Source organism: Arsenophonus nasoniae DSM 15247 (genome assembly GCF_000429565.1).
GTDB lineage: Bacteria > Pseudomonadota > Gammaproteobacteria > Enterobacterales > Enterobacteriaceae > Arsenophonus > Arsenophonus nasoniae.
The window spans coordinates 48,739-69,015 of record NZ_AUCC01000008.1 but is presented as its reverse complement, the minus strand read 5'-3'; the positions used below and the strand labels follow the sequence as shown (position 1 = coordinate 69,015).

The following is a 20,277-nucleotide window of genomic DNA, read 5'->3' as shown; positions in this document are numbered from 1 at the left end:
AAATTAAGTTATTTTCAGCGTTCTATTTTTATAATTTTATTCCGTTTTATTATTTAATATATTTTTAATAGAGATATCATTGGAAAAAATTGATAATATATGAGAAGAATTAAGAAATTAATAAATTATATAATGTGTTTTTTATTACCTTTAATTTATAAACCTAAAAAAAACATAATAATATTTACTTTTGACGGTAATAGTTTCAAATTTAATACAAAAGTATTATTTGAATATATAATATTGAAAAAAAGTCAAGAGATTGAATTAAGATATATTATTAATGATGATTTGTTAAGAGAAAAATTAATAAAGCAGTATGGTAATAAATTTATCACTACAAAAAGTTTTTCACATTTAAAAATAATTTCACAAGCAAAAGTATGGATAACAGATGGAGGTTTTCCTTTAAAATCACCATTTAATCATAAAAAAAGAGTTTTAATTAATTTATGGCATGGTATTCCCTTGAAGAAAATTGGAGTCATGGGATATAATGGCCTTGAAAAATTTAGAGTCTGGTTAACATTAAAGATGTTTTCTTCAAATTATTCTCTTTTTTCATCAACAAGTGATAACTTAAAAAAAATATACGCAAAAAGTTTTTTAATAAAGGAAGATATCGTAATTTCATTAGGTCAACCAAGAAATGATCTTCTTTTCTATAAAAAAAACAAAATTAGTGATTATATTGAAGAATTACCTTTATATGAAAAGGTCATACTCTATGCTCCAACATGGAGGAAGGGTATTTATGGACAAGATTGGAAAGGTGATGATACTAAATTTTTTCCTTTTACTGATTTTAATCTAAAAAAATTAGAAGATTTTTTATCGAAAAAAAAAATATTACTTTTAATAAGACCTCATCATTTACAACAAGTAAAAATAGAGGAAACTTATTGGATAAGGAATTTTTCTGCCAGTATTTGTAATGAAATAATGGATGTACTATCTAATTTTTACTTATTAATTACTGATTATTCTAGTATATATTTTGATTTTTTAATATTGGAAAAGCCCGTTTTATTTTTACCTTATGATCTTACTTTATACGAAAAAAATGTTGGTTTGAATTTTGAATATAATGATATAACACCTGGACCGAAACCAAAAAAACAATCAGAATTTATAAGAGAAATATATAAATTATTAAACGATAACTCATATTATTTAAAAGAAAGAAAATTCACAAACAAATATTTTAACCAAACAGTTAAAGGCAGCTCTCAAAAAATTTATTCTTTTATATTAAGAAAACTTAAGGAGAAAGAGTTTGTCTAATAAGAAATTAATTTTCATAACACAAAGTATGGTAGGTGCGGGTGGTGTTGTTAGGGTCATAACAACTTGGGCGAATTATTTTGCTTATAAGGGTTATTCATGCGAAATATTATCAGTAGTGCCAGGAAAATCTTATTTTGAGTTAGCTAAACAAGTAAAGTTTGATTTTGTTAAGTTTATATTTAAATTTAAAGTATTATTTTTACCAATAAATATATTTTTGATTTTACCTATCTTATTCAGAGCAAAAAATGCATATCTGATTGTTAATAAATCTGCGTATATTGAGCCGATATATTTATGGAGAAAATTAGGGCTATTTAAATCAGTTAAGCTTATATATTTTTGCCATGGAGGTAATAATGATTTTGAACAATATTATATGGCAAAATGGTCTACAAAACATCGTGTGAATATGATATTTAGTGTTTTTGATAAGGTTATATGTTTGTACAAAAACACAGATAAAACTCCCAAAGAAGTCATTGATGAAAAAATAGTATATATCAAGAATCCTTGCCCATTTGATATTTTTTATCGTACTAGTTTTTTTAATAATAAAGTTGTGAGTTATATAGGAAGAATAACAAAAGAAAAAGGAATAGATATATTAATAAAAGCTTGGAAAAAAATAGAAAATAAAGATTGGCAATTAATAATTGTTGGTGATGGAAAAGATAAAGATAAATTCATTTCTCTATCTAATGAATTACATATAAAAAATATTAAATTTATTAAATCGAAAAATGATATTAAACCTTATCTAATCGACTCAACAATTAATGTGTTACCCTCACTTTTTGATGGAATGCCAATGAGTATAATTGAAGCTAAATCTCAAGGTTGTGTGGTCATTGCGACAAAGACGAATGGAGGTAAAAGATTAATTAATGATGGGATAGATGGATTATTGGTTAAAATTTCAGATATAGATGATTTAGCTATAAAAATCAATAGGTTAATTAATTCGGATGAATTAATAAATAAATTAAGACAAAATGCCTATATTCAAGCTGAGGAGTTTATGATCGATAAAATAGCAAAAAATTGGAGTTTGATTTTAACTGATGATAAGTGAGTATAGTCCTGTTTTTATTTCTTTATCCGCAATAATATATTTATTTGTTGCAATACTATCCGATAGTTTTAAGAATAAAAAAATAGATTATATATTATCATTCTTAATGGTGATAATGTATGTTGTCATTTTAGGTTTACGTGACTATTCTATTGGTTCTGATACGGAAGCATATGTAAGTAATTTTATAAATGGAGATCGTAATTTTGAGTTTTTATTTACACTATTTACCGATGTAATAAGATCATTTACTGATAATCCAAGTAATTATTTATTAATTTTATCTATAATATACGGAATAAATATTTTTATAGCCTATTTCATTTTTGGTAGAAATGTTAACTCTCAAATAATAATATTTATATTTTGTGTGTTGTTTAGTCAGGCAATGTTAACAGGAACAATCAATTACTTTAGGCAACCACTTGGTTTTTCTTTTTTATTAATAGGTTTAGCACTATATACAGTAAAAAATAGATTAAATTTAATTATACTTTTATTATTTTTAGCTTCAGTATTAATACATAATGCTAATATAATTTTAATATTTTGCATAATTTTCTTTAGATTTTTTAGTTTAAGGACAGCATTATTATTTTTATTATTATCTTTATTTTTATTTTTATTTTTATTTTTATTTTTATTTTTGTTAGGCTTTGGCGATTATATTGTAAATAATTTTAGTAATTATTATATAATTCAAAGAACGCTTGCACGGCATATATACTTCAATGTGCGACGTTCAGAAACTACAATCTATCTTAATATATTAATGTACATGTTTCATCTTGCGATTTTTCTTTATTTTTATAAAAAAGATAATAATTTTTTCTTTAGAAGATTGATAAAAACATATATATCAATCTTTTCTTTATCAATTTTTATGTCTTTTAACAGAGAATTAGCTATAAGACATTATATAATGTTGCAATATTTGATACCTATATTATATATGTGTATTTTAAGTAGTAATGTTATTTCCAATTCATTTAAATCTTTAGTAAAGATATTTTTTATATTCTATACTTTATTATATTTGTTTTATTTATTAAATAGATCTTGGTTTGTAGATCAATTTATAGGAAATATTATTCATTAATGAGGATTTATGAAGAAAGTAATTACATATGGAACTTTTGATCTTTTTCACGTAGGGCATATTCGTTTATTAAAAAGATTAAAGTCTTTAGGTGATTATTTGATTGTAGCTATTTCAACAGATGACTTTAATAGCTTAAAAGGTAAGAAATCATTTTTTTCGTTTGCCGAACGAAAGGAAATTGTTGAATCGTGTAAATATGTTGATTTAGTGATTGCTGAAAATAATTGGGAACAAAAAAGGCATGATATATTAAATAATCAAGTAAATATTTTAGGTATGGGTAATGATTGGTCAGGAAAGTTTGATAGTTTAAATGATATTTGTGAGGTAATATATTTAGATAGAACAGAAAGTATATCCTCAACTCAAATAAAAAAAGAGTTAGCGATTATTACACCAGAAAAATTAGCAGAAATAGAATATTCCGTAAATAACATATTCAATGTGATAAGGTCTCTATCAGGAGTTAATAAATAAATGGTAAATCCTAGAATTATTACCTGTACGGGATATGGGGGAACTGGTTCAAGTGTTGTGTCTGATCTTTTAAAAGAATTTTCAAATGTTTATTCATTTGGGGATTTTGAGTTTAGATTTCTGCAAGATCCCAAAGGAATTAGAGATTTAGATTATGGCTTAGTGCAAAATAATAATAGATTGACTACAAGTTATCATATTAATAATTTTATTAATTATGTGAATTTTTTAAGTAGTAGTAAAGTATATCCATATGAAAAGTTTTTTAATGGTGTATTTAAAAAATTATCAATTGAATATATAAATAATCTTACTGAAAGTCGATGGGAGGGTTACTGGCATCAAGATATAATAGATGCATCATTATTTGAAAAATTGCTTTACTATACAGAACGTTTTTACCAAAAGAAAGTATTAAAAATTAAAGATAGTAGTGCTATTTTGTATAATAAATTTTTTAATAAAAAAATGTACTATGCATATCCAAGCGAAGATTTTTATATTGAAACTAAAAAATATATTAGAAAATTAGTTAATAGTACTAGTTTTGACGCTTTACCTTATGTTGTTTTTGATCAGTTGGTTCCTCCTAATAATACATTACATTATTCTAAATATTTTGATGATATAAAAATCATCATTATTGATCGTGATCCAGTTGATCTCTATTTATTGAATAAAGAGTGTTGGAAAGAAAAATGGATACCTACTGATAGTGTCGAACAATATGTTAAATGGTTTGAGCTGCTAAGAAAGCACCAAAACTATGAACATGAAGATAGCTCTATAGTACTTAGATTATCATTTGAAGATTTTATTTATAATTATTCAAAAACTGTATTGAAAGTATGTAATTTTTGTAATTTAGATATTATTGATCATAAAAATAAATTTAAATATTTTAATCCAAATGTCTCCGTAAAAAATACTCAACTGGAAAAACAATATCCTCATTTTTTAAAAGACATTAATTTTATAAAGAAAAAGCTAGTTCAATATTGTTATAAATTTAACTTTTAATTCTTAAAAAGATCTATCTATGAAAAATGTTATCTATACTTCAGGTGTGTTTGATCTATTACATGCAAGCCATGTCAGAGCACTTAAGTCAGCAAAAGCTCAAGGAGGAAAAGATGCTATTTTAATTGTTGGCGTTGCAACCGATGAAGATACTCAATCATATAAGCGCAAACCTGTTATTCCTTATGAGCAACGTATTAAGATGATAAAGTCATTAGATTTTGTCGATGAAGTGATAACAGCACCTTTATTTACAAATAAACAGTTTTATGATTTTTTTGGTATTACATTACATGTACAAGGAGATGATGATGCTGGTGCCATTGATTATTACAAAGGAGGTAAGGATTTATCCATAATCCGATTTATTGGTCGAGATCCCATAGAGTCAACAACATCTTGTATTTCAAAGCTAAAAGATATAGTTGGGGAAGATTTCATTGTAGAGCCATTATATGGCGGCATATCAAATATGGCATGGAAAATATCATCTAAGATGCTTGCTAAAAAGTGTGTTCTAAAATATTTACAATCGTCGACTGCTGAGTCTTTTTCTTTACGGCATGATTGTATTATATTGGGCGGAACTTTTGCATTATATCAATATATTGATGGTATTGTAGGTCACGTTAATAGTAAAGAAATTGTAGAGTATTTTATACAGAAAAAAAGGGATACTAAAAACTTTATAACTGGATTGCAGGCAAAAAATGAGATTAAAGCATTTTGTCCAGCATTAATGAAGTACATAGATAAAAAAAATATTGTTCTTTTGGAAACGCTAAAATTCTTTGACATAATATATGAAGATATACGGAGTTGGTGTTGGACGCATAATGATTTAGTCAGAGAAAATATTATTAAAACAAGCAAAAATGAAATAATTTTTATAGATTGGGAGTATGCGGATATGGCTCCTTTTGAAATGGATATTGCTTCTTGTGTAATTAATGATGTTATTGACTTTTCAGATTTGGATCAAAATGAATTTGATATTAAATTTGTCTCTTTACTTATTATTTTTCAATGTATCGTATGGATTAATTGGTATAAGCATTATCCTGAAAAATATGAAGAAAATCTTGTTAAAATGTATATAGAAAAAATGAATTTTTATAAGAAAAAACTTAGAGAGATTAAATGATAGAATCAATTCTGAATAATAACTTGAAAATAGCATGTGTATTAATAATAGTCTTAACAGTATATGTTTTAATAAAATTTAGAAATACGAAATATAATGTCTCTTTAGTTTCCTCAGCTACCCCTGTATCCAAATTAGCATTTTCATGTATTCTTTTTACATCAGGTTTGGATATAGGATTAATAATGTTTCCTTTAATGGAATTTAATAAATATAAAAATCCAGAGTATTTAGGTATTAATCCATTATCTGTAGAAATTGGTTTTTGGGGGGGGGCAGTATGGATTTTTTATTTTTTAACGACATTTTATTTTGCTTATATTGAGGTTAAAGTAAAATTGTTTGAAAATAATAAGATGAAGTTTATTTTAGCTTTACTTATGCTTTTACAGCAAATTTATTTGTGATTTTTTTTAAATTTTATTTCTCTGATTTCTCTGTAGAACAATATCAAGATTTGTTTACGCATACTACAATTGTCATGATAACTGTGGGACTGCTATTTTTATCAACACTTTCTGCGTTGAAAGTTAGATTTATAAAAATACTAAGTTATTTTTCTATCTTTTTATTTATTGTTTTAGTTGTTATTGGTGTTGTCTTAAATATTACTAATAAATCAGCGGTATTATTTTTATCTACATTATCTTTAGGTATTTTTGATTATATTAAAAACATATATTTGTTTGTTATTCCTATGAATGAACACCATCAGTTTTATATGTTTTGGTGGTTTTCGTGGAGTTTGATGATTGGAAAATTTGTTGCATCCTTTGTCCCTAATGGAATGACGCCAATAGGATTATTTATTCTAATGTTAGTAGTACCAACAGCATTATTGGCTATTTGGTTTACTGTATTATATCTTTTTTCATTGGAACATAATTCAGTGCCAATTTATTATTTTATGATAATGAGTATTGTAGGCTTATTATTTATTGTCAATTCTTTTGATTCAATATTAAGGGTAAGTGCTGATTTAGTGATGAAATCAACTAAATTAAAAAAATATAATTATGCTTTATTGTTTTCATATTTGCTATTAGTGATATTTTTTATTGGTTATACAGGTTTTATTAGTTCATCAGAAGGATTTATAAAGATTGATTATACAGGTACGCTAGCAATTTTTATAATATATTATATGCTGTATAATTTAATTAAACAAAAGTTTAAAAGAGGAAAATATTGTAATGTTATATAATTTTTCTGTTTTAATCTCTGTTTATTCTAAAGAAAATCCATTATTTTTTGATTTGGCATTAGACAGTATTTATCGGCAAACTTTTTTACCAAATGAAATTATTGTTGTTCAAGATGGTAAATTAACTCAACAGTTATATGACATTATAAATAAATGGAAAACGTTGTTACCGATTAAAGATGTTATTCTTCAAGAAAATCAGGGTTTAGGTATTGCTTTGAATAGAGGATTAAATGCATGCACTAATGATTTAGTTATGCGGGTTGACTCTGATGATATAAATCATACTGATAGATTTGAAAAGCAATATAATTATATGAATAAAAACCTTGATATTACTATGTGTGGTTCACATATTGCGGAATTTGATAATGAGCCAACAAATATTATAGGCTTTCGGTTTGTACCAATAGGCAAAGAAATTAGTTCTGTTATTAACAAACGTAACCCATTTAATCACATGACAGTTTGTTTCAGAAAAAAGCATATTCTTGCTGTTGGTGGTTATCAAGATTTCAAATTTATGGAAGATTATTATTTATGGATAAGGCTTTATGCACAAGGATATAAATTAGAAAATATAAATGAAATTCTAGTTGATGCAAGAACCGGGATAAAAATGATAAAAAGAAGAAAAGGTATTTTGTATTTAAAATCTGAAATAATTATGTTGAAATATTTATTGAAATTTAAAATAGGTAAAAATTTTTCTACTATATCAATTTTTACTTTGCGAGCAATATTCAGATTAATGCCTTCTTATCTACTATCTAAATTTTATATGATATTAAGAAAATAATAAATTTTGTTATCTAGCAATTTATGGAGAATTTGAATAAATATGTTAGTTGCTAAATAATAATTAATTATAAACATGTTTGTAAATTTATTTTTATATCTAAAGTCATTAAACTTAGTTTATACAAAAATGATAAAAATTTACTATAGTGTAATAATGGTTAAAAACAATTGATATAGAAGATACTAATAGCCTTTTTAGCGATTTATTTGATAAAGTTGATAAATAAGATAGAGATAATATGAATCATTCTATAACTTTTAATGGTATTTATAAGCTTGTTTTAAATTTGTTTAGATTTACTTTACCTGTTGTTATTATTCCCTATGTCTATCGTACTATATCAGCTGATAATATTGGTGCTGTTGATTACGCAGAAAGTATATATTCATATATAAATTTTCTAGCTGTTTTAGGAATATCGTATTATGCAATTAGAGAATTAGGTATAATAAGAAATAAAAAAATAAAAGCGTCTCAGCTTTTTTCTAATATTTTTGTCGTAAATATTATGACGGTTTTGTTTTCTTTGTTTGTTTATTTAATAATTCTATTGTTTTTTATATCTGATGATAAAGTTTATTTAATTTCTCTTGTTTTAATGTTTAAATTATTTTTATTATTGTTTGATATTGAATGGGTTAATGAAGCTTACGAAGAATATAAATTTATATCTATAAAAACTATGTTTTGTAGGTCAATTTCTTTGATCTTAATGTATTTTTTAGTTACTACAAAGGAAGATTATCTAATTTATGTATGGTTAAATGTATTATTTGATACAACAAACTCTTTAATTTCTTTATATTATATTTTAATTTATAGAAAAAAAGTATTTTTTTCTTTTCGATTAATAAAATTATCGTTAATAAAAAAATATTTTAAAAATATAATTGCAACTTTATTTGTTATTGATATTGGTTTTTTCTTTTTTAGTTTTGATAAGATTATGTTGGGTATATATGCATCAAATAAGGAAGTTGCATATTATAGTTTAGTTCAAAAAATAATTCTTATTACTGTTGTTTTATCATCAACTTTAACTCAAGTTACCTTGCCTAGATTATCTATACTTGCTAATCAAGATAGGGTTGCATTTTCTATATTTGTACAAAAAATATATACAGCATTAATGATGATAGTTATTCCATCTTTATTTGGTGTTTTGTTTTTATCAAAAGAAATTTTATATTTTTTTGGTTCAGTAGAATATTTTGGTGCAGTCAATATTATGCATATTTTTTCTTTTTATCTTCTGATTTTTGTTTTTTTGAAAGTTATAGGTAGTCAAGTTCTATTTTCTTTAAATAAAGAGAAAGTAATTATTTTATTATTGTTTATATTTGGTGGAATAAATATTTTTATCAAGTTTTTTATTAGAAATTATCAAACAGCGGAAATAAGCATATTAATCACTATGATTTTGCTGTTTATAATGTGCTTATTTCTTTATATTTATATTTATTTTAAAGAAAAGATAGTTATTAAACTCTTAAATTCTAGTATTATTATATATTTATTTGCATCAATTCCAATTTTTATTTTACCATTTGTTAGAAAATGTTTCGATAATATTTATTTGTTTATGTTTTCTAGTGTTATATATTCTGCCATTACCTATTCTTTGATATTATTTATTTGTAAAGAAGAAATATCACAAAGTCTTATAAAAAAAGTACTCATTAAATTCAATTGAGATTTTATTATTTAATTTAAAGGTTTTTTCATGCTAACAATCCTCGGTGGTTCCGGTTTTATCGGTACCCGTCTTGCTAATCAATTAGCATCACAGCACATTGATTTCAAAATTATTGATATTAAAAAAAGTCAGCTGCATCCAGATAAATGGCTATTTGGTGATGTGACTAAAGCAGAAACCCTATTGGAGCCATTAAAAGACGCTTCCATTATTATTAATCTAGCAGCGCAGCATCAAGATAATGTTCATCCTACCAGTCTCTATTATGACGTGAATGTGGATGGGGCGAAAAATGTTTGTCAGGTTGCTGAACAATTAAATATTAAACAGATTATTTTTACTTCTTCGGTGGCGGTTTATGGTTTTGTTGCACAAGAAACTGGCGAAGATGGTAAATTTCAGCCATTTAATGATTATGGTAAATCGAAGTTGGCGGCGGAGCAGGTCTATGATGGATGGCAAGCGAAAGATAGCCAACGGACATTAGTGACTATTCGACCGACAGTGGTTTTCGGTGAGGGTAATCGCGGTAATGTTTATAATTTATTTAGACAAATTGCTGCCGGGCGTTTTTTGATGATTGGTTCAGGTAATAATCAGAAATCGATGGCGTATGTGGAAAATGTGGCTGCGTTTTTATATTTCGTTACTCAATTAAAAGCGGGTCGTCATATTTTTAATTATGTTGATAAACCTGATTTTACCATGAATCAATTAACCGAAATTATTTGTCTGGCATTACAAAAACAGAAATCTGATCTACGTATTCCTTATTCGTTGGGTCTTTTGGCAGGTTATGGTTTTGACTTGCTTGCTAAAATAATGGGTAAAAATTTTCCGGTTAGTAGTATTCGGGTGAAGAAATTCTGTGCGCGTACGCAATTCAAATCTAATACTATCGCTGAAACGGGATTTGAAGCGCCGGTAACCTTGGCAAAAGGGATAGAAAATACCGTTCAGTTTGAGTTTAAACATCATTAGATTAATAAAAAACTTTTTGCTTAGTTAAAAACTTAATAGTAGCGATGACTATGTTAGAATACAGCGCTTATTATTGAGGGCTGTATGTTAAACATCGTTTTATTTGAACCGGAAATTCCACCCAATACTGGCAATATTATTCGTCTGTGTGCGAATACGGGTTTTCAGTTACATTTAATTGAACCGTTAGGTTTTACCTGGGACGACAAACGTCTGCGTCGGGCTGGATTAGATTATCATGAGTTTGCTAATATTCAGCGCCATCATGATTATTTTGCTTTTCTAACCGCTGTGGCTTTATCTAAAGCGCATTTGAAGACACCATCTGGTAACCGCTTATTTGCTTTGACAACCAAGGGAACACCGAGCCATAGTAGTGTGGTATACCAGCCGGGGGATTATTTAATGTTTGGACCGGAGACGCGAGGCTTACCTGCTTATGTTCTTGATGGATTGCCAACCAGTCAAAAGATCCGTATTCCAATGTTAGCAGATAGCCGCAGTATGAATTTGTCCAATTCCGTTGCGGTAGTGGTATTTGAAGCATGGCGCCAGTTAGATTACTCAGGTGCGCTGTTACGCGAGTAATTTTATTCTGCACAAACTATTGTTGGTTAGATACCCTCACCAAAACCATGGATTGAATTGCTAAAGTTTTGATCCATATCCAGCGAAGGTTTTTTGCTATTCGGCCTTCCAACTTTGCGCGCCGGTACTCCCGCCACAGTAGTGTGCGGGGGCACAGCATGAAGTACTACCGAACCCGCGCCAATTTTGGCGCCCTTGCCAATTTCTATATTGCCTAAAATTTTTGCTCCTGCCCCGATCATCACCCCCTCACGAACTTTAGGATGCCGATCTCCTTCAGTTTTGCCAGTTCCACCGAGCGTGACCGATTGCAAGATTGACACGTCATTTTCCACTACCGCTGTTTCACCGATAACGATACCGGTTGCGTGATCAAGCATAATACCGTAACCAATACGAGCAGCAGGATGGATATCAACCGCAAAAGAGACGGATATTTGGCTTTGCAAATATATTGCTAATGTCTTGCGGTCTACCTTCCATAACCAGTGGCCAATACGATAAGCCTGTAAAGCATGAAAGCCTTTTAAATATAATAAAGGGATTGAATATTTGTCGACGGCTGGATCACGTTGTACGATGGCTTTAAGATCACGCGCTGCATAAGCGATCATTTGTTTATCGTTTTTATAGGCATCTTGAATGATCTCTCGAACAGCAATCGCTGGCATAATCGGGGTAGCTAATTTATTGGCTAGTATATAGCTAAGCGAATCACCAAGATTGTCATGTTTAAGTAGTGTTGCATGAAAAAAACTGGCTAATATTGGCTCACAATTGGCAAAAGTTTTACCTTCTTGTTTAATTGTCGTCCAAATCTCTTCAAGTTCTTGTCGCGACATATTCACACTCTGACATTTTAATAATTAAAAAACACCGGTATCATTAATTTCAGCTTTAGTTGCGCGGCTAAGTAATGTATTTGCCGCTTCGAGTACATTTTTATTACCGTATAGAACTTGATAGATTTGCTCGGTAATTGGCATTTCTACGCCAACGCGTTGCGCTAATGCACGGACTTCTTTGGTATTTAAGTAGCCTTCAACTACTTGACCAATCTGTTTTTCTGCTTCTTCAATCTGCATGCCTTGGCCGAGTAGCATGCCAAAGCGGCGATTACGCGATTGATTGTCGGTACATGTTAAAACCAGATCGCCTAAACCAGCCATTCCCATAAATGTAGAGGGTTGGGCACTCATAGCGATGCCTAAACGGCTGATTTCAGCTAATCCTCGGGTGATCAGTGCTGTGCGAGCATTGGCGCCATATCCCATACCATCAGACATACCTGCACCAATCGCAATGACGTTTTTGATCGCCCCTCCTAATTGAACACCGATCATATCTGGATTTTTATAGACGCGAAAAATTTTACCACAATGGAAAAGTTGCTGTAGCTCTTCACCAAATTCCGCATTAGAGGCGGCTACCGCAATGGCTGTCGGTAAGCCGGCAGCTAATTCTTTGGCGAAGGTTGGGCCGGAGAGGACAGCGAGTGGAATTTTGCCCCCGAGTATTTCGCGGGCAACGTCTTGTAACAGACGTCCAGTACCCTGTTCTAATCCTTTTGTTGCCCAAATAATGCGTGAGTGTGGCGTCAAGTAAGGTTGGATATTTTGCAAAACTTGATTAAAAACATGGCTTGGGACGACGATCAATATATTGTTACTCGAGGTTATTGCCGTCTTCAGGCAAGCTTCAGGTAACAAATTGTTTGGCAATGGAACGTCAGGTAAAAATGCGTGGTTGCAGCGCTCTTGTTGTAATTTTTTAATGTGCTGAGGATCATGTCCCCAAAGTAAAACGCGGTGGCCATTACGGGCAAGTGTAATGGCTAATGCGGTGCCATAAGAGCCGGCACCGATAACTGTCATCGAAACAGTGTTCATTAAGCTTCCTGATGATTTGCCGAATTTTCAGTTTGGGCGGTATGCTGTTGTTGTAGATAGTTCATAAACAAGGCCTCAAAATTAACAGGTGCTAAATTTAGTTGAGGAAAAGTTCCACGGCTAACTAAATTGGTAATACATTCGCGCGCGTAGGGAAATAAAATATTTGGGCAGTAAGCGCCTAAACAATGAGCCATTTGGCTTTGTTCGATACCATCGATAGAAAATATGCCAGCTTGTTGCACTTCGCAAAGGAAAGCAGTTTCATCAGCGACGGTGGCGGTAACAGTGACGCGTAAGATAACTTCATAAACATGCTCGGCCAATTCACTAGACGAGGTGTCTAGATCTAATTTGACTTCAGGCTGCCACTCTTGCTGAAAAATATTAGGGGCACTTGGTGTTTCAAATGAAATATCTTTGGTGTAAATTCGCTGGATCTGGAATACCATCTCTTCATGACTTTGTTCTGACATAATGTTAATTACCTTTTAAATGTCCTTATGATATTGAATTTTATAAATATAATTGCTGATGTGTCCGATGAATTACTTTTTACCGCGAGCCAGAGGTAAATTTTCGCTAGACCAGCCTGTAATTCCTTCTTTTAGAATAAAGACACGTTCAAAACCATATTGCACCAGTTGTTCAGCAGGTTTAGATGCTTCCATGCCATTTGTTGAGACAACAATAATGGGTTTTTGCTTATGTTTTTCCAATTCTCCGATATTATTGTCTTTAATTTCTGATGGAGTCAGGTTAATTGAATCAATAATGTGTCCTTTACGAAAATCATCACGGGAACGTAAATCAATAGTGACTGCTTCTTCTTTATTAATCAGTTGTATCGCTTGGGCACGGGTGATGTTTTTTGTTTTGGCGAACAAGCCCTTAAAGGTTAAAATAATCACAATGATCAACAAAGCGATCCAGGCCAGACTGAGTATTGGATGCCGGCTAATAAATGGCATGATTTCTTGCATCATGTGGGGTAATTACTCCCGTAGTTAATAATAGATAGATCTAGTTTGCAAAGTATACCTTTGTCGCTGCGCAATTACAGCCAATTTGCATAAATTGGCTAGAGTTTTTTTGCAAATAGGATTTATACCGATGATATTTGCTATCGATATCAGTTAATTGATACCACTTAAAAAGTAGCTGAATGAAAGCAATATTGATAATAACCTATAGTTATTTTGTGATTTGTTGTATAAATGAAGAAATTAAGTTTTTTCAGTATTATCCTAAAAGAAGCGGAAATGTTTACTAATTATAGTAATTGTCAATAATTTTAAGTGATATTGTTTCAGGATGCTGAACTAAGATGAACAATACCAGCCGATATGGTTTAGTCCTAATCCTTTTGGCTCTACTAAAGAGAGTAGTGGTTAAGCCGTTACTCTTTGTCTCGCTATTTTTTATCTGGCCATCAATTACCATTGCCAATCCTATCAGTGACAATAAAGTAAAACTGAAAGATCTGTTATCAAATATTGCCGAAAAAGAGAGAAGTGTTAAACAGCAGCAAGCTGAGAGAAACCATTTACTCGATCAATTGAAAAGTCAGGAAAAAAATATCGCTGCTGCTGGACGTGCATTACATGAAACACGTAAAAAACTTTCGCAGTTAGCAAAAGAAGTGACGCAATTAAATGAAAATATTAGCCGTTTACAACAACAAAAGCAGATTCATGAATCATTGTTAGCTAAGCAGCTCGATGCCGCGTTTCGATTAGGCCAGCAAAAAGGGATTGAATTATTATTTAAAGGTGAACAAGGGCAACGAGAAGAGCGTATTCTAGCCTATTATAGCTACTTAAATGAAGCTAGACAGCAAACGATTATTAAATTGCAGCAAACCACGACCTTACTTGCTGAGCAGAAACAACAGAAACAGCAAAAGCAATTGGCACAGAAAAAAAACTTAGCTAAGCAAGATCAGGAAAAGAAAACGCTAGATTCGGCTCAGGATGCTCGAAAGAAAACCCTGTTATCGTTGGAATCGACGTTAAAAGCGGATCAAAAGAGTTTGGCGGTGATGAAACGTAACGAAACACTGTTGCGAAGTAAAATTGCCAAGGCCGAGCGAGAAGCAAAAGTTAGGGCGCAAAGAGAAGCGAAAGAGGCGGCGCGTATTCGAGCAAAACAACGGCAGGCACAGCAAAAAGGCACTACTTATCGTCCAACCGAAGATGAACGGGCTTTGATGGCGCGTACTGGCGGTTTAGGTCGTCCTGTTGGTCAAGCTCTGTGGCCAGTTCACGGCCAGATTCTACATCACTATGGTGATAGTATTTCCGATGAATTACGCTGGAAAGGGATGGTGATCAATGCCGCTGAAGGAACAGAGGTTAAAGCTATTTCTGCTGGCCGTGTTTTACTTGCTGATTGGCTACAAGGCTATGGTTTAGTGGTGGTTATTGATCATGGTCAGGGAGATATGAGTTTATATGGTTATAACCAGAGTGCATTGGTGAACGTGGGTCAACAAGTTCGGTCAGGTCAGCCGGTTGCGTTAGTGGGTAGCAGTGGTGGACAGCAGCGCTCCTCGCTTTATTTTGAGATCCGCCGTCAAGGTAAAACCGTTAATCCACAGCCTTGGTTAGGCAGATAACCGTGCTAAAAAGGATTGTTTTGATAATCATGGCGCTCATGTTACTTGTCAGTGGACAAGTCAATGCTAGCAAATTGGCCATTGTGATTGATGATATTGGTTATCGTAAAAAGGAAGACAATCAGATATTAGCTTTGCCGGTGGCAATTTCTATTGCCATTTTACCAGACTCTCCTTATGGCAGAGAAATGGCCGAAAAAGCCAATCAACAAGGGCGAGAAATTTTAATTCATATGCCCATGAAACCGATTAGCCAGCAACCACTTGAAAAAAACACTTTAACGCCGCAGATGAGTGCCAGTGAAATAGAGCAGAAGATTATCGCTGCGATTAAGCAAGTACCTCATGCTAAAGGTATGAATAATCATATGGGTAGTGCGATGACGGCTAATTTAGTGGCTATGAAAAATGTTATGCACGTGCTCTCGCATTACGATCTCTATTTTCTCGATAGTGTGACAATAGCAAACACTAAGGTCAATGAAGCAGCTAAATTTTTTGCGCTGCCAACCTTGCGTCGCAATGTTTTTTTAGATGATGTAAAAACAGAAGCACAAATTCGTAAACAGTTTGCCCATGCTATTTCATTTGCCCGTAAGCAGGGAAGTAGTATTGTTATTGGCCACCCCTATCCTGCTACCATTCAAGTATTACACCAAACATTATTTGAGTTACCTAGCGATATTGAGCTCGTGGCGGTAAGTAAACTACTTAACAATACGATAAAAGATAAATTAGCTAGTCGAACGGTTGGACAAGAGCCGGAGAAAGTTCCAGCACGACCCGTGCAATTACCGCAAGTTGTTATCGGTTACTGCAAAATATCACCAGTAACAACAGCATTATCGGGTATTGATTTAATGATATATATTGTGGATGCTATTTATCATGATCCTGACTTTAAAAAATTATTTACTCAACAGAGAAAGCCACTGTTTGGCAAAAAAATTTCCTCATCCTAATAAAATAATACCTGACAACCATGACACATCACTTTGTTGGTGTGAAAAGACGCGCCATAATGCTTTTTTCTGTATCTTTAATAAATAACAGGAAATTGCGCTGACTCGTTCTGCTGTGATTTATTTTAGTATAATAGCATAGAAAATTGAGAAACTTATTGAGGATTTTAACCGTTTTATTACCTCTGGTTAGTTATCCTGTTTGGATAAATCCTATGAGTTACTGTGGTTAACGCCGGATAAATGTTATTATCAGATCAATATAAGCAACAATGATCTCGATTGAATAGAGGTAAATCCAATGATCATAGTCACAGGTGGTGCTGGTTTTATTGGCAGCAATATTGTTAAAGCACTGAATGATATAGGACGTAGTGACATTTTGGTGGTCGATAATCTTAAAAATGGGGCTAAATTTGTCAATTTAGTCGATTTAGATATTGCAGATTATATCGACAAAGAAGATTTTATCGCCAGTATTATAGCTGGTGATAATCTGGGTGATGTTGATGCGATTTTTCATGAAGGTGCTTGTTCATCAACCACTGAATGGAATGGTCAGTATATGATGAATAATAACTATGAATATTCGAAAGAGTTACTTCATTACTGTATTGAACGGGATATTGCGTTTTTGTATGCTTCTTCAGCTGCAACTTATGGTGGACGTAGTGAGCATTTTATTGAAGAGCGGCAATATGAAAAGCCATTGAATGTATATGGCTATTCCAAGTTTTTATTTGATCAATATGTCCGCAAAGTTTTACCGCAAATCACATCACAGGTATGCGGATTTCGCTATTTTAATGTTTATGGTCCACGTGAAGGTCATAAGGGGAATATGGCAAGCGTCGCTTTCCATTTAAATAGCCAAATTAATCAAGGACAAAAGCCAAAACTTTTTGCGGGTAGTGAGAAATTCAAACGCGATTTTATTCATGTAAGTGATGTAGCGGCGGTTAATTTATGGTGTTGGCAAAATAAAATCTCCGGCATATTTAACTGTGGTACCGGTAAGGCTGATTCTTTTCAGGCGGTAGCCGATGCGGTAATCGCTTTTCATCAAGAAAAAAATCTCTCAGTGGAATATATTGCCTTTCCAGATAAATTAAAAGGTTGCTATCAGGCATTTACCGAAGCAGATCTCAACAAATTACGTGCTGCAGGTTATGATAAACCGTTCAAAACTGTGGCGGAAGGGGTTGCTGATTATATGCAATGGTTAAATTGCGATGATTAAATGGAAATAGCATGAAGATATTGGTCGTTGGCCCTTCATGGGTGGGTGATATGATGATGTCGCAGAGTCTTTACCGTACTTTGAAGACTCTACACCCAGAGGCAGAAATTGATGTTATGGCACCTGATTGGTGCCGGCCTCTATTAAATAAAATGTCTGAAGTCAACCAGGCCATATCGATGCCTTTGGGTCATGGCCGTTTAGCTATCAGTTTACGTCGTCAGCTTGGTATTCAGTTACGTACTCGACGTTATGATCAAGCCTATATTTTACCCAACTCTTTTAAATCTGCACTGGTGCCTTTTTTTGCTCAAATTCCTATACGTACAGGGTGGCGCGGTGAGATGCGTTATTGGTTGCTGAATGATATTCGCCTATTAGACAAAGCCGCTTTTCCGCAAATGGTTCAGCGTTATGTTGCTTTGGCTTATAAAAAAGATTCAGTTAATAACGCCGATGAGCTGCCTAAACCGATTTTATGGCCGCAACTTTCCGTGACAGAAAGGGAAATTAGCCAGAGTAAACGCATTTTTCATATTCCAGCTCAGCTACCTATTATTGGCTTTTGCCCAGGTGCAGAATTTGGTCCAGCTAAACGCTGGCCTGCTTATCATTATGCTGAGTTGGCACAATTATTGGTTGCTGTTCACGGTTATCAAATTTTAATCTTTGGTTCGCAAAAAGATCGTCATATCGGTGAAGATATTCGACAATCGCTTTCCGTCGATTGTCAGCAACATTGTTTTAATCTAGCCGGTAAAACAACCCTTGAGCAGGCGGTTAATCTATTGGCATCTTGTCGAGCGGTGGTTAGTAATGATTCAGGTTTAATGCATATTGCAGCAGCTTTAAATCGACCGCTGGTGGCGCTTTATGGGCCAAGTAGCCCTGATTTTACGCCGCCCTTGACAAATCGGGTAGAAGTTATCCGTTTAATAACCGGCTATCATAAGGTTAGGACAGGGAGTGCAGAGAGTGGTTATCATCAAAGTTTGATTGATATAAAACCTGAACGCGTGATGACCGCATTAACTAAGTTATTGGCGGAGAGTCAGTAACAATGAAAGTGTTGATCGTTAAAACCTCATCGATGGGTGATGTATTACATACTTTACCTGCACTGACTGATGCAGTCAGATACTATCCTGATATCCAGTTTGATTGGGTTATTGAAGAGAATTTCGCCGAAATTCCATACTGGCATTCTGCCGTTAAGCGAGTCATTCCGGTAGCTATTCGTCGCTGGCGAAAAAACTGGTTGGCAAAATCTGTCAGACAGCAAAGAGCAGTTTTCCGGGCTCAATTACAACAGCAAAAATACGATGCGGTGATCGATGCACAAGGATTGTTGAAAAGTGCCTTTTTAATCACACGCATAGCTCGTGGTGTAAGTCATGGTTATGATTGGAAAAGCGCTCGTGAACCGCTAGCAAGTCTATTTTATGACTATCGCTATCGTGTCAATAAACAGCAACATGCCGTTGAACGTATCCGACAATTATTTGCCAAGAGTTTACATTATAATAAACCGACTATTGCCGGTGATTATGGTATTGCCCCCTATTTTTCACCACTGGTTTTGGCAAAGGAAAACGCTGCTGATATTATTTTCTTCCATGCCACCACACGTGACGAAAAGCATTGGCCTGAATCTCATTGGCGACAATTGATCACCGCTATACAAGCTAAAGGATTAACGGTTAAATTACCGTGGGCAACGGCTCTGGAACATCAACGTGCTCTAAGACTTGCCGCCGGTTTTAAGCATGTGGAAGTTTTACCCAAGCTTTCATTAAACGAATTAGCTCAACAAATTGTCGCAGCCAAAGCAGTCGTCTCCGTTGATACAGGTTTAAGCCATTTAACAGCGGCACTGAGCAAACCGAATATTACTCTCTATGGCCCGACCGATCCGGGATTAATTGGCGGTTATGGTGAAGCACAACAAGCCATTATTTCAGCTGATGGCAATATGGCAACAATTGAACCTAATGATGTCTATCAACAATTAATTTTAAAAATTGATAATAAATAGTGAAAATGCTTATTTATTTGTTGAAGAATTAAATTTAATCAAATATAGGGAGCTTTATCGATTAAATTGAAGCTAGCTTTGGCAAAATTGTCTGGTTGAGGCCAATGTCGGTAGAAATGATGTGACAATGAAAATGTTTTTCCTATTTCATTGTCACG

The 20,277-nt window shown here is 32.5% G+C and carries 21 protein-coding genes; 17 read left to right on the top strand and 4 right to left on the bottom strand.

Going from position 1 to position 20,277, the window contains the following annotated elements; all coding sequences use genetic code 11:
• Window positions 1-99 precede the first annotated feature (99 nt).
• From G468_RS0103590 to trmL, 12 genes are all read left to right on the top strand, one after another.
• A complete protein-coding gene (locus G468_RS0103590; RefSeq protein WP_026821948.1) occupies window positions 100-1,284 on the top strand; it encodes a CDP-glycerol glycerophosphotransferase family protein in 1,185 nt (394 codons plus the stop codon).
• On the top strand, window positions 1,277-2,362 hold the full coding sequence (locus G468_RS0103585; RefSeq protein WP_026821947.1) for a glycosyltransferase: 1,086 nt from the start codon (window positions 1,277-1,279) through the stop codon (window positions 2,360-2,362). Before G468_RS0103590 ends, G468_RS0103585 begins: the two co-directional genes overlap by 8 nt.
• Entirely contained in the window at window positions 2,352-3,461 is a 1,110-nt protein-coding gene (locus G468_RS0103580; protein ID WP_071846847.1) for an EpsG family protein, read from the top strand. Before G468_RS0103585 ends, G468_RS0103580 begins: the two co-directional genes overlap by 11 nt.
• 9 nt (window positions 3,462-3,470) lie before the next feature.
• On the top strand, window positions 3,471-3,941 hold the full coding sequence (gene tagD / locus G468_RS0103575) for a glycerol-3-phosphate cytidylyltransferase (RefSeq protein ID WP_026821945.1): 471 nt from the start codon (window positions 3,471-3,473) through the stop codon (window positions 3,939-3,941).
• Window positions 3,942-4,961: a sulfotransferase gene (locus G468_RS0103570; RefSeq protein WP_026821944.1), complete on the top strand. Its 1,020-nt coding sequence runs from the start codon at window positions 3,942-3,944 to the stop codon at window positions 4,959-4,961.
• A 19-nt stretch (window positions 4,962-4,980) separates the two neighbouring features.
• Window positions 4,981-6,105, top strand: a complete 1,125-nt coding sequence (locus G468_RS22245) for an adenylyltransferase/cytidyltransferase family protein (RefSeq protein WP_051296935.1) — start codon at window positions 4,981-4,983, stop codon at window positions 6,103-6,105.
• Window positions 6,102-6,512, top strand: coding sequence for a hypothetical protein (locus tag G468_RS23660; RefSeq protein WP_135677470.1), 411 nt, complete (start codon window positions 6,102-6,104; stop codon window positions 6,510-6,512). The genes G468_RS22245 and G468_RS23660 overlap by 4 nt, the downstream gene beginning before the upstream one ends.
• Window positions 6,509-7,309, top strand: coding sequence for a hypothetical protein (locus G468_RS19585; RefSeq protein WP_051296933.1), 801 nt, complete (start codon window positions 6,509-6,511; stop codon window positions 7,307-7,309). Before G468_RS23660 ends, G468_RS19585 begins: the two co-directional genes overlap by 4 nt.
• Window positions 7,299-8,108 (top strand): glycosyltransferase, encoded by an 810-nt coding sequence (locus tag G468_RS0103555; RefSeq protein ID WP_026821943.1) that lies wholly within the window; start codon window positions 7,299-7,301, stop codon window positions 8,106-8,108. The genes G468_RS19585 and G468_RS0103555 overlap by 11 nt, the downstream gene beginning before the upstream one ends.
• A gap of 241 nt (window positions 8,109-8,349) precedes the next feature.
• Window positions 8,350-9,804 (top strand): oligosaccharide flippase family protein, encoded by a 1,455-nt coding sequence (locus G468_RS0103550; protein WP_026821942.1) that lies wholly within the window; start codon window positions 8,350-8,352, stop codon window positions 9,802-9,804.
• Between the two features lie 30 nt (window positions 9,805-9,834).
• Window positions 9,835-10,788 carry an NAD-dependent epimerase/dehydratase family protein gene (locus G468_RS0103545; protein WP_026821941.1) on the top strand — a complete coding sequence of 318 codons (954 nt, stop codon included), beginning with the start codon at window positions 9,835-9,837 and terminating at the stop codon, window positions 10,786-10,788.
• A gap of 84 nt (window positions 10,789-10,872) precedes the next feature.
• Window positions 10,873-11,376 carry a tRNA (uridine(34)/cytosine(34)/5-carboxymethylaminomethyluridine(34)-2'-O)-methyltransferase TrmL gene (gene trmL / locus G468_RS0103540; RefSeq protein WP_026821940.1) on the top strand — a complete coding sequence of 168 codons (504 nt, stop codon included), beginning with the start codon at window positions 10,873-10,875 and terminating at the stop codon, window positions 11,374-11,376.
• A 26-nt stretch (window positions 11,377-11,402) separates the two neighbouring features.
• Here trmL and cysE read toward each other — a convergent pair whose 3' ends face one another.
• The 4 genes from cysE to G468_RS0103520 all read right to left on the bottom strand — a co-directional run bounded on the left by cysE (window position 11,403) and on the right by G468_RS0103520 (window position 14,251).
• Complete coding sequence (gene cysE, locus G468_RS0103535; protein WP_026821939.1) at window positions 11,403-12,218, bottom strand: serine O-acetyltransferase; 816 nt, start codon at window positions 12,216-12,218, stop codon at window positions 11,403-11,405.
• A 24-nt stretch (window positions 12,219-12,242) separates the two neighbouring features.
• Window positions 12,243-13,265 (bottom strand): NAD(P)H-dependent glycerol-3-phosphate dehydrogenase, encoded by a 1,023-nt coding sequence (gpsA, locus tag G468_RS0103530; protein ID WP_026821938.1) that lies wholly within the window; start codon window positions 13,263-13,265, stop codon window positions 12,243-12,245.
• Window positions 13,265-13,741 (bottom strand): protein-export chaperone SecB, encoded by a 477-nt coding sequence (gene secB, locus G468_RS0103525; RefSeq protein WP_026821937.1) that lies wholly within the window; start codon window positions 13,739-13,741, stop codon window positions 13,265-13,267. Before secB ends, gpsA begins: the two co-directional genes overlap by 1 nt.
• A gap of 72 nt (window positions 13,742-13,813) precedes the next feature.
• A complete protein-coding gene (locus G468_RS0103520; protein WP_026821936.1) occupies window positions 13,814-14,251 on the bottom strand; it encodes a rhodanese-like domain-containing protein in 438 nt (145 codons plus the stop codon).
• Between the two features lie 341 nt (window positions 14,252-14,592).
• On the opposite strand from G468_RS0103520, the gene envC reads away from it, so the two are divergent.
• The 5 genes from envC (at window position 14,593) to rfaC (ending at window position 20,119) form a co-directional block, all read left to right on the top strand.
• A complete protein-coding gene (gene envC / locus G468_RS0103515; RefSeq protein ID WP_026821935.1) occupies window positions 14,593-15,882 on the top strand; it encodes a murein hydrolase activator EnvC in 1,290 nt (429 codons plus the stop codon).
• A gap of 29 nt (window positions 15,883-15,911) precedes the next feature.
• On the top strand, window positions 15,912-16,844 hold the full coding sequence (locus G468_RS0103510) for a divergent polysaccharide deacetylase family protein (protein ID WP_071846846.1): 933 nt from the start codon (window positions 15,912-15,914) through the stop codon (window positions 16,842-16,844).
• A gap of 301 nt (window positions 16,845-17,145) precedes the next feature.
• Window positions 17,146-18,084, top strand: a complete 939-nt coding sequence (gene rfaD / locus G468_RS0103505; RefSeq protein ID WP_026821933.1) for an ADP-glyceromanno-heptose 6-epimerase — start codon at window positions 17,146-17,148, stop codon at window positions 18,082-18,084.
• Window positions 18,085-18,095: 11 nt separating this feature from the next.
• Complete coding sequence (gene rfaF, locus G468_RS0103500) at window positions 18,096-19,142, top strand: ADP-heptose--LPS heptosyltransferase RfaF (RefSeq protein WP_026821932.1); 1,047 nt, start codon at window positions 18,096-18,098, stop codon at window positions 19,140-19,142.
• A 2-nt stretch (window positions 19,143-19,144) separates the two neighbouring features.
• Entirely contained in the window at window positions 19,145-20,119 is a 975-nt protein-coding gene (gene rfaC / locus G468_RS0103495) for a lipopolysaccharide heptosyltransferase RfaC (RefSeq protein WP_026821931.1), read from the top strand.
• Window positions 20,120-20,277 lie beyond the last annotated feature (158 nt).

What these genes read in the sequence shown, in the direction of transcription:
- G468_RS0103590 (WP_026821948.1), top strand. Translation starts at nt 100, where the DNA reads ATGAGAAGAATTAAGAAATTAATAAATTATATAATGTGTTTTTTATTA.
- G468_RS0103580 (WP_071846847.1), top strand. Translation starts at nt 2,352, where the DNA reads ATGATAAGTGAGTATAGTCCTGTTTTTATTTCTTTATCCGCAATAATA.
- tagD (WP_026821945.1), top strand. Translation starts at nt 3,471, where the DNA reads ATGAAGAAAGTAATTACATATGGAACTTTTGATCTTTTTCACGTAGGG.
- G468_RS0103570 (WP_026821944.1), top strand. Translation starts at nt 3,942, where the DNA reads ATGGTAAATCCTAGAATTATTACCTGTACGGGATATGGGGGAACTGGT.
- G468_RS22245 (WP_051296935.1), top strand. Translation starts at nt 4,981, where the DNA reads ATGAAAAATGTTATCTATACTTCAGGTGTGTTTGATCTATTACATGCA.
- G468_RS23660 (WP_135677470.1), top strand. Translation starts at nt 6,102, where the DNA reads ATGATAGAATCAATTCTGAATAATAACTTGAAAATAGCATGTGTATTA.
- G468_RS0103555 (WP_026821943.1), top strand. Translation starts at nt 7,299, where the DNA reads ATGTTATATAATTTTTCTGTTTTAATCTCTGTTTATTCTAAAGAAAAT.
- G468_RS0103550 (WP_026821942.1), top strand. Translation starts at nt 8,350, where the DNA reads ATGAATCATTCTATAACTTTTAATGGTATTTATAAGCTTGTTTTAAAT.
- G468_RS0103545 (WP_026821941.1), top strand. Translation starts at nt 9,835, where the DNA reads ATGCTAACAATCCTCGGTGGTTCCGGTTTTATCGGTACCCGTCTTGCT.
- trmL (WP_026821940.1), top strand. Translation starts at nt 10,873, where the DNA reads ATGTTAAACATCGTTTTATTTGAACCGGAAATTCCACCCAATACTGGC.
- cysE (WP_026821939.1), bottom strand. Translation starts at nt 12,218, where the DNA reads ATGTCGCGACAAGAACTTGAAGAGATTTGGACGACAATTAAACAAGAA.
- gpsA (WP_026821938.1), bottom strand. Translation starts at nt 13,265, where the DNA reads ATGAACACTGTTTCGATGACAGTTATCGGTGCCGGCTCTTATGGCACC.
- secB (WP_026821937.1), bottom strand. Translation starts at nt 13,741, where the DNA reads ATGTCAGAACAAAGTCATGAAGAGATGGTATTCCAGATCCAGCGAATT.
- G468_RS0103520 (WP_026821936.1), bottom strand. Translation starts at nt 14,251, where the DNA reads ATGATGCAAGAAATCATGCCATTTATTAGCCGGCATCCAATACTCAGT.
- envC (WP_026821935.1), top strand. Translation starts at nt 14,593, where the DNA reads ATGAACAATACCAGCCGATATGGTTTAGTCCTAATCCTTTTGGCTCTA.
- G468_RS0103510 (WP_071846846.1), top strand. Translation starts at nt 15,912, where the DNA reads ATGGCGCTCATGTTACTTGTCAGTGGACAAGTCAATGCTAGCAAATTG.
- rfaD (WP_026821933.1), top strand. Translation starts at nt 17,146, where the DNA reads ATGATCATAGTCACAGGTGGTGCTGGTTTTATTGGCAGCAATATTGTT.
- rfaF (WP_026821932.1), top strand. Translation starts at nt 18,096, where the DNA reads ATGAAGATATTGGTCGTTGGCCCTTCATGGGTGGGTGATATGATGATG.
- rfaC (WP_026821931.1), top strand. Translation starts at nt 19,145, where the DNA reads ATGAAAGTGTTGATCGTTAAAACCTCATCGATGGGTGATGTATTACAT.